The organism is Microbacterium sp. (assembly GCF_035554235.1).
Taxonomy (GTDB): Bacteria; Actinomycetota; Actinomycetes; order Actinomycetales; family Microbacteriaceae; genus Microbacterium.
Genome location: NZ_DATMIO010000083.1, coordinates 1 through 7,244, shown reverse-complemented (window position 1 = coordinate 7,244; position 7,244 = coordinate 1). Strand labels below are relative to the sequence as shown.

The window sequence follows — 7,244 nt, the reverse complement described above, 5'->3', positions numbered from 1 at the left end:
CTCTTGTACGACCGCGTCCAAGGGAAGCGGCCGATGCTCGCCCCGTTCATGCCGACCACGGCATGTGCTCCCTCGAGCACGGCCGGATCGAGCGGCGATCCCCCCGTGAGCCACTCGATCTCATCCGGAGCGCGCGCGGGGCGCCGCACGAGCGTCGTGACCTTCGCGCCGTCGGCGCGGAGGCTGTCGGCGAGGTGCCGGCCGATCAGTCCCGATGCGCCGGCGATGACGACGCGTCTCTCGGGGGAGTCGTCAGGCAAGCGTCGCCTCGAGGGTGATCTCTACCCCCGCGAGGGCCTGCGACACGGGGCAGTTCGCGCGGGCGTCCTCGGCGATGCGATCGAAGTCGGCCTGGGCGAGCCCCGGCACGACGGCATTCACGTTCAGGTGGCTGCCGGTGATCCCGGTGCCCGGCTTGAACGTCACCGACGCCGTCGTCTCGACGGAATCCGGTGGAGTGCCGTTCTGCGCCAGCATGTTCGAGAACGCCATGCTGAAGCACGACGAGTGCGCGGCGGCGATGAGCTCCTCGGGTGTCGTGGTGGACTCGGAGCCTTCGCTGCGAGCCTTCCAGTTCACGGGAAACGACCCGCTGTGCGAAGTGTCGAGAGCGACCGTCCCCGATCCTTCGATCAAGGAGCCGTTCCAGATGGTGGATGCCTCACTCGTGACGGTCATGCTGATCCTCCGGTCTCGCGGACGGGCGCAGGCCTAGTCGCCCGCGGCCAGCCTAAACCGGGGCCCGCCGCGACGCGACGTCACGAGTGACTGCGGGTCGCGAAACTACGCGGATGACGGGCGCTCGCGGCCGATGACGCCGGCGCGCTGCAGCAGGAGGTAGATCTGGCAGCCGAGGCAGAACCCGAAGGCGGCATTCAGGAACGCGGCGACGAATGCGAGGGCCGCGGCGATCGGCAGTGCCCACGGCACGCCGGCCAGGTGCAGCACGAGACCGAGGGCGGTGACGAGCAGACCGACGCCTTGCGCGAACCGCGGCGGGCGGGGGTCTTCGAGCTCGGTCGGGGGCGCCAGACGGGGCCGGATGACGCGACGGAAGAACACCGCGTAGGGGTGCGTGCGCGGTGACACGACCGCCCAGAGGAACAGCAGCGCGATCACGACGAGGAGCAGGAAGCCGGGGTCGAGCGCGCGTTCGGCGAACGTGGACGTCGTCGATGTGCCGGTTCCGGTCAGGCTGAGCAGGACCGCCATCAGCAGCAGGACCGAGGTGACGGATGCCGCGAACCGCGGCCCTCGTGGGTCGATGCCCGCGGGTGTCGGTGCCTCAGACACTGGTCGGCTCCACCTCTCCCGCGACCCGCGTGAGCTCGAGCTCGACGACGTCGCGGCGAGCGGCCCCGCCGAAGCGGGTCTGCACGATGCCGTTGCTGTCGAGGATCAGGGTCGTCGGGGTCTGCAGCACGTGGAAGTGCTTTGCGATATCGGGGCGATGCGTCACGTCGATGTCGAGATGCGTGACGCCCTCGTGGGTGTCCGCGATCTCCGACAGGGTGCGATGCACCGCGGGGCAGCGGGCGCACACCTCCGTGCTGAACTGCAGCAGGGTGGCGCGTTCGCCAAGACTTTCGGCGCCCAGCCGCGTCGGCTCGACGACTTCGTGGAGGACGGTGTGCCGCGGACGACCTTGTCGCCACTTCAGGAGGAGTCCCACGCCGACGGTCACCGCCAAGAGTGCGGTAAGCGCGAGTACGGCGTTGATCAGGGTCACAGCATCCCAGACTAACCCGTTGCAACGGAGCGAGAGGCGAATGGAGTGAATGTGACACCACGGCGTAACGCGGCCCGCGTCGCCCGGCCCGGTATCGTGATTCGCGTGACGACCGCGATCCCGACCCCCTACGAGGACCTGCTGCGCGATGTGCTCGAGAACGGAACCCGCAAGTCCGATCGGACGGGCGTGGGCACGGCGAGCGTCTTCGGCCGTCAGCTGCGCTTCGACCTGTCGCAGGGGTTTCCGCTGATCACGACGAAGCGCGTGCACTTCAAGTCGCTCGCCTACGAGCTGCTATGGTTCCTCCGCGGCGAATCGAACGTGCGATGGCTGCAGGAGCGCGGCGTCACGATCTGGGACGAATGGGCGGATGACGCCGGCGAACTGGGACCGGTGTACGGCGTGCAGTGGCGCTCGTGGCCGAAGCCGGACGGCACCCACATCGACCAGCTCTCCGACGTCGTCGAGCAGATCAGGGCCAACCCCGATTCGCGCCGGCTGCTGGTGTCGGCGTGGAATCCCGCCGACATCCCGAACATGGCCCTTGCCCCGTGCCACGCGATGTTCCAGTTCTACGTCGCCGACGGCAGGCTCTCGTGCCAGCTGTACCAGCGCAGCGCCGACATGTTCCTCGGCGTGCCGTTCAACATCGCCTCGTACGCGCTCCTGACCATGATGGTCGCCGAGCAGACGGGCCTCGAGCCGGGCGATTTCGTCTGGACCGGCGGCGACTGCCACATCTACGACAACCACGTCGCGCAGGTGCGCGAGCAGCTGAGCCGGGACCCCTACCCTTATCCCACGCTGCGGTTCACGCGCCGGCCGGCATCGGTCTTCGACTACGACTATGAGGACTTCGTCGTCGAGGGCTACCAGCACCACCCCACGCTCCGCGGCGCCGTGGCCGTATGACCGCTCGGATCGGCCTGATCTGGGCGGAGGCCGAGGGCGGAGTGATCGGGGCTGCGGGCGGCATGCCGTGGCACGTGCCCGAAGACATGGCACGGTTCAAGGCGATCACCATGGGCGCGCCCGTCGTGATGGGTCGCCGCACGTGGGAGTCGTTCCCCGACCGGTTCCGGCCCCTGCCCGGCCGTCGCAACATCGTGGTGACCCGCAACGACGAGTGGGCGGCCGACGGTGCCGAACGCGCCGCGTCGCTGGAGCACGCGCTGGCTGAGGCGTCCGACCCCGGCACCGAGTGGATCTGGGTGATCGGCGGGGCCGAGATCTTCCGCGGGAGCATCGGCCTCGCCGATCGCCTCGAGGTCACCGAGCTCGACCTCGTGGTCGCCGGCGACACCTTCGCCCCCGATCGCGACGGCTGGCGGCCGGTCGGCGTCGACCCGCCGGAGGGTTGGCACACGTCGCGCACCGGCATCCGCTACAGATTCCTGACCTGCATCCGCTGACCCGCCGCCCTCCCCGCTGACCCGCTCGCCCACCCGCTGAGATCTCTTGAGGAGCACATCCATGGCGAAGACCGCCCTGATCACCGGCGCAAGTTCGGGCCTCGGCGCCGAATACGCGGACCAGCTCGCCGCACGGGGGGTCGACCTCGTGCTGGTCGCCCGCGACAAGGCGGCGCTGTCGACGCACGCGAGTGCGCTCGCAGACCGGCACGGGGTGGAGGTGGAGGTGCTGGCCGTCGACCTCCTGGTGCCGCGAAAGCGCGACAAGGTCATCCAGCGGCTGACCGACCCCGAGCGTCCGATCGACATGCTCGTCAACAACGCCGGTTTCGGGCTGCCCCTGGAGTTCGAGCGCAACGACATCGAGGACGAAGTGCGCCACCTCGATCTGCACGTCGAGGTTCCCATGCGGCTCGCCCACGCTGCGCTCGGCCCGATGCTGCAGAGGCGCAGCGGTCGAATCGTCAACGTCGCCTCGGTCGCGGGCTTCATCCCGCGTGCTACGTACGGCGCCTGCAAACGCTGGCTGATCGACTTCAGCCGGTGGGGCAACGCCAAGTATTCGGATCGCGGCGTGACCTTCACCGCCGTGTGCCCGGGTTACACGCACACCAACTTCCATGAGCGGATGGGACTCGAGCCCGGGCGCGAGGGAGTCCCGTCGTGGATGTGGCTCGACGCCCGCGACGTCGTCGCGGAGTCGCTCCGCGACGTGGCGCGCGGCAAGGGCGTCTCGATCCCGTCGCTGCGGTACAAGGCGATCGTGGCGCTGACGCGGGTGATCCCGGCCGGCATCCTCGCCGCGGCCGGCGAGCGCGGGCGCTGACCCGCGCGCACCGATAGCCTGGAGGCATGACGCACTCCGGCAATCCCTTCGGTCAGGTGCTCGTCGCGCTCGTCACCCCGATGACGGCCGACGGCGAGGTGGATTGGCCCGCGGTCGAGAAGCACATCGACGATGTCATCACCGCGGGTGCGGACGGCATCGTCGTCACCGGCACGACCGGCGAGACCAGCACCCTGACCGACCCCGAGAAGATCCGCCTCGTCGAGGTGGGCAAGGATGTCGCGGCCGGCCGCGCCAGGATCATCACGGGCGGCGGGTCGAACGAGACCGCGCACGCGATCGGTCTCTACAAGGCCAGCGAGAAGGCCGGCGCCGACGGCATCATGATCGTCACGCCGTACTACAACAAGCCGACGCAGGCCGGCATCCTGACGCACTTCCGGCTCGTCGCAGACGCTACCGATCTGCCCGTCATCCTGTACGACATCCCGGGTCGCACCGGCGTGCCGATCAACTACGAGACGATCCTGCGCATCGCGAAGCACCCCAACGTGCTCGCGATCAAAGACGCCAAGGGCGACTTCAGCGAGGTGAGCCGGGTGCTCAACCAGACCGATCTCATGTACTTCTCCGGCGACGACGCCAACGTGCTGCCGCACCTGAGCATCGGTGCGGCCGGCCTGATCGGCGTCACCGCCAACATCGCCGCGGCCCCCTACCGGACGATCGTCGACGCGGTCAATCGCGGTGACCTCGCCTCTGCCACGGCGGCGCATCAGAGCCTCGAGCCGCTCGTCCGGGCCGTCATGACCCACGTTCCCGGCACGGTCGCGGCGAAATACATCCTGCACGGGCTCGGCCGCATCGGCAGCCCCCGCGTCCGCCTTCCGCTCGTCGGCCCCGAAGAGTGGGAGGCGGCCATGATCGAGGACGAGCTCGCCCTCGTGAAGGATGTCCCGGGCGCCGACTTCTCCAACTTCCGCCCCGACCGCAACGCCGCCGCGGGCGGCGCGCTGCCGAAGGTGCACGGAACCACACGCTGAGGGGATGCGCGGCATCCCGAGGAGGCACTGAATGCCCACGAACGTCTACGACCCGCCCGTTCTCGCGCCCGGAACCCTGAGGGTCACCCCCCTCGGCGGCCTCGGCGAGATCGGTCGCAACATGACCACCTTCGAGTATGAGGGCAAGCTCCTCATCGTCGACTGCGGCGTGCTGTTCCCCGAGGAGCACCAGCCCGGCGTCGACCTGATCCTCCCCGACTTCGAGCCGATCAAGAACAGGCTCGATGACATCGTCGGCGTCGTCCTGACCCACGGGCACGAGGACCACATCGGCGCCGTTCCGTATCTGCTGAAGCTCAAGGCCGACATCCCCCTCATCGGCTCCGGTCTGACGCTCGCGCTCATCGAGGCGAAGCTCAAGGAGCACCGCATCAAGGCGTACACGCTCACGGTCAGGGAGGGCGACCACGAGCGGGTCGGTCCGTTCGACCTCGAGTTCATCGCGGTGAACCACTCGATCCCCGACGCGCTGGCGGTGGCGATCAAGACGCCCGCGGGTGTTGCCCTGGCCACCGGCGATTTCAAGATGGATCAGCTCCCGCTCGACGGGCGCCTCACCGACCTCCGCGCTTTCGCCCGCCTCGGCGAGCAGGGCGTCGACCTCTTCCTGGTCGATTCGACGAATGCCGACATCCCGGGCTTCACCGCGCTCGAGCGCAGCATCGGCCCCGTGCTCGACCAGGTCATCGGCAAGGCGCCGCGGCGCGTCATCGTCGCGAGCTTCGCGAGTCACGTGCACCGCGTGCAGCAGGTGCTGGATGCCGCGGCAGCCCACGACCGCCGCGTCGCGCTGCTCGGCCGCAGCATGGTGCGCAACATGACGATCGCCGACGAGCTCGGCTATCTGAACGTGCCCGAAGGCATCCTGATCGACTACAAGAAGGCGCGCGATCTTCCGGATGACCGGATCGTCTACATGTCGACGGGCTCGCAGGGCGAGCCGATGGCCGTGCTCAGCCGCATGGCGAACAACGACCACGAGATCGAGCCGGGTCCGGGCGACACCGTGATCCTCGCATCGAGCCTCATCCCGGGCAATGAGAACGCCGTCTACCGCGTGATCGACGGGCTGACCAAGCTCGGTGCCAACGTCGTGCACAAGGGCAACGCCAAGGTGCACGTCTCGGGCCACGCCGCCGCGGGCGAGCTGCTCTACTGCTACAACATCCTGAAGCCGAAGAACGTGCTCCCCGTGCACGGCGAGTACCGGCACCTCATCGCGAACGCCAAGCTGGCGCAGGACACCGGCATCTCGCCGGAACGCACGATCATCGGCGAGAACGGCACGATCATCGACTTGCGCGACGGCGTCGCGTCGGTCGTCGGGCAGCTCGACCTCGGCTTCGTCTATGTCGACGGATCGACGGTCGGCGAGATCACGGATGCCGATCTGAAGGATCGCCGCATCCTCGCCGAGGAGGGCTTCATCTCCGTCATCGTCGTGGTCGACGCGGCAACGGGACGGGTGATCTCCGGCCCCGAGATCCACGCCCGCGGGTTCGCCGAGGACGCAGCGGTCTTCGAGGGCGTCAAGCCGAAGATCGCCGCCGCCCTCGCCGAGGCGGCGCAGTCGGGGGTGCGCGACAACCACGCCCTGCAGCAGATCGTGCGCCGCACGATCGGCCGCTGGGTGAGCACGTCGCTGCGCAGACGCCCGATGATCGTTCCGCTCGTCATCGAGGCGTAACACCGCGCGGGTAACATCCCGGCATGTCCTCCTTCCGCCTGCGCGCCGCCGGCCAGTCCGACGGCGGCTTCCTCGGCGACATGGTCGTCGAGGCGGCCAACTGGCGGCCGGGATCGGGGCGTCCCAAGGTGCAGGTGCTGTCGGATCCCGAGAACACGCGCTATCTCACCGGCTGGAAGCGCCCGGTGGATGCCGGGTTCATCGCCCTCGACCGCTCCGGCGATCCGATCGGGGCGGCCTGGTACCGGCTCATGCCGCGAGCCGACTCCGGCTTCGGATACGTGGGCACGGGCGTCCCCGAGCTGATCATCGGCGTGCGCCCGATCTGGCGGGCGCACGGTGTGGGACGGGCGCTCCTCCAGGCGCTCAACGACAAGGCGCGCGCCGACGGCTTCGCGCGCCTCAGCCTGAGCGTCGAGCGCGGCAACTTCGCCGCGACCCTGTACCGCTCCGAGGGTTTCATCGTGACGCAGAGCGGCCCGGGCCGCGACACGATGGTGAAGGCCCTGCGCTGATCGTCGCCCTCCCGGTCGCGGAGGTTCTCGCGGGTCCGCGTCGCTCC

10 protein-coding genes are annotated in these 7,244 nt (G+C 69.1%); 6 read left to right on the top strand and 4 right to left on the bottom strand.

The annotated features are described in order from the left end of the window. The 4 genes from VNT50_RS04175 to VNT50_RS04160 all read right to left on the bottom strand — a co-directional run. A partial coding sequence (locus VNT50_RS04175) for an NAD-dependent epimerase/dehydratase family protein (RefSeq protein WP_325483843.1) occupies window positions 1-260 on the bottom strand: 260 nt, incomplete at its 3' end. Beyond that, on the bottom strand, window positions 253-678 hold the full coding sequence (locus tag VNT50_RS04170; protein ID WP_325483842.1) for an OsmC family peroxiredoxin: 426 nt from the start codon (window positions 676-678) through the stop codon (window positions 253-255). The genes VNT50_RS04175 and VNT50_RS04170, both read right to left, overlap by 8 nt. 105 nt (window positions 679-783) lie before the next feature. Continuing rightward, on the bottom strand, window positions 784-1,293 hold the full coding sequence (locus VNT50_RS04165) for a DUF4395 domain-containing protein (protein WP_325483841.1): 510 nt from the start codon (window positions 1,291-1,293) through the stop codon (window positions 784-786). After that, complete coding sequence (locus VNT50_RS04160) at window positions 1,286-1,729, bottom strand: TlpA family protein disulfide reductase (protein ID WP_325483840.1); 444 nt, start codon at window positions 1,727-1,729, stop codon at window positions 1,286-1,288. Before VNT50_RS04160 ends, VNT50_RS04165 begins: the two co-directional genes overlap by 8 nt. Window positions 1,730-1,834: 105 nt before the next feature. Between VNT50_RS04160 and VNT50_RS04155 the strand changes: the two genes are divergently transcribed. The 6 genes from VNT50_RS04155 to VNT50_RS04130 all read left to right on the top strand — a co-directional run bounded on the left by VNT50_RS04155 (window position 1,835) and on the right by VNT50_RS04130 (window position 7,197). Continuing rightward, complete coding sequence (locus VNT50_RS04155) at window positions 1,835-2,644, top strand: thymidylate synthase (RefSeq protein WP_325483839.1); 810 nt, start codon at window positions 1,835-1,837, stop codon at window positions 2,642-2,644. Next, window positions 2,641-3,144 carry a dihydrofolate reductase gene (locus VNT50_RS04150; protein WP_325483838.1) on the top strand — a complete coding sequence of 168 codons (504 nt, stop codon included), beginning with the start codon at window positions 2,641-2,643 and terminating at the stop codon, window positions 3,142-3,144. The genes VNT50_RS04155 and VNT50_RS04150 overlap by 4 nt, the downstream gene beginning before the upstream one ends. Before the next feature lie 61 nt (window positions 3,145-3,205). Further along, window positions 3,206-3,970 carry an SDR family NAD(P)-dependent oxidoreductase gene (locus tag VNT50_RS04145; protein WP_325483837.1) on the top strand — a complete coding sequence of 255 codons (765 nt, stop codon included), beginning with the start codon at window positions 3,206-3,208 and terminating at the stop codon, window positions 3,968-3,970. A gap of 26 nt (window positions 3,971-3,996) precedes the next feature. Continuing rightward, window positions 3,997-4,974, top strand: a complete 978-nt coding sequence (gene dapA, locus VNT50_RS04140; protein ID WP_325483836.1) for a 4-hydroxy-tetrahydrodipicolinate synthase — start codon at window positions 3,997-3,999, stop codon at window positions 4,972-4,974. Between the two features lie 31 nt (window positions 4,975-5,005). Beyond that, window positions 5,006-6,682, top strand: a complete 1,677-nt coding sequence (locus VNT50_RS04135; protein WP_325483835.1) for a ribonuclease J — start codon at window positions 5,006-5,008, stop codon at window positions 6,680-6,682. 23 nt (window positions 6,683-6,705) lie between these two features. After that, a complete protein-coding gene (locus tag VNT50_RS04130; protein ID WP_325483834.1) occupies window positions 6,706-7,197 on the top strand; it encodes a GNAT family N-acetyltransferase in 492 nt (163 codons plus the stop codon). Window positions 7,198-7,244: the final 47 nt, after the last annotated feature.